Raw genomic sequence first — 1,297 nt, forward strand, 5'->3', positions numbered from 1 at the left:
CCAGAAACCCTCCGGTGGGCTATGGACTGGGCGGGCCTCGAGGCGGAGAAGCTTGCCCGGAAGGTCCAGGTCAAGCCGGAGAAGGTGGAGCGCTGGCTAAAGGGAGAGGAGAGGCCCACCTACCCCCAGGCCCTCAAGCTGGCCCAGGCCCTCCACCTGGGCTTGGCCCGCCTCCTCCTCCCCCCGCCCGAGGTCAGGCTTCCCCTGAAGGACTTCCGCCGGGGAAGAGCGCGGGAAGAGCCCCCAAGCCCCGAGCTCCTCGAGGCCTTCCACGATGCCCAGCGCAAGCAGGAGTGGTGGCGGGAGCGCAAGGGGAAGCCTCTTCCCTTCGTGGGAAGGGGCAAGGGCGCTTCCCCGGCGGAGGTGGCCCAGGAAATGGGGGCCCTCCTCGAGGCAGAGGCCTTGCGCAAAGGGGCCCGGGACCACCAAGGCTTCCTCAAGGCCCTTGCGGACAAGGCGGAGGCCCTGGGTGTCCTGGTCCTGCGGCAAGGGCACGTGGGCACCCACACCCGGAGGACCTACGACCCGGGGGAGTTCTCCGGCTTCGCCCTGGTGGACCCCGTGGCCCCGGTGGTATTTTTGAACGCCCGCGAACACCCTTCCCGCCAGGTCTTCACCCTGGCCCACGAGCTGGCCCACGTGTGGCGGGGAGAAGGGGGCTTGGAGGGTGGGCTGGAGGAGGAGGCCCAAGATGAGGTGGAAGCCTGGGCCGACCAAGTGGCCGCGGAGTTCCTGATGCCCGAGGAGGCGTTTCGCGCGGCCTGGAATGGGTACCTTCCCCCCTTGGAAGCCGCCCGGGAGGCTTCCCGGCGCTTCTTCGTGAGCCCGAGGGCCGCCCTGGAGCGGGCCCTTCGCCTGGGGCTCGTGGGGCGGGAGGGGTACAAGGAGGCCCTCGAGGCCCTGCGGGAGGCCGCCCCTCCCCGCTCCAAGGGGGGCGGCGGGGACTTCTGGAAGACCCTCGTGGTCCAGAACAGCCCGGCCTTCGTGCGGGAGCTCCGTCGGGCGGCCCTCGAGGGAGAGGTGGACGCCAAGGACGTGGCCTTCCTCCTCAACGTGAACCTGAGGACGGCCTGGGACTTCCTGGAGGGGAAGGGTGTACCTACTTGACGCCAACGCCCTCATCACCCCCTTCCACCAAGGCCCCCTGGGAGCCCTGGCCAAGGCCCTCGGGAAATCGCCAGAGGAGGCCAAGACCCACCTCGAGGCCTGGTTCCAGCGGGGGGTGAAGAACGGCCTCCTCCGGCTAGGGCGCGAAGTGAGGGATGAAGTCTTGCGGAAGCCCGGACCGGGCTACAAG

Annotated in this window: 2 protein-coding genes; both read left to right on the plus strand. The window is 69.8% G+C overall.

Translation table 11 applies throughout. The annotated features are described in order from the left end of the window. Nucleotides 1–1,107, plus strand: a 1,107-nt coding sequence (locus AC01Y6_RS10375; protein ID WP_476671442.1) for an XRE family transcriptional regulator, incomplete at its 5' end; no start/stop codon positions are given. After that, nucleotides 1,094–1,297 (plus strand): hypothetical protein (locus tag AC01Y6_RS10380; RefSeq protein ID WP_476671443.1); only part of this gene is annotated, 204 nt, incomplete at its 3' end. The genes AC01Y6_RS10375 and AC01Y6_RS10380, both read left to right, overlap by 14 nt.

The organism is Thermus sp., from assembly GCF_056332225.1.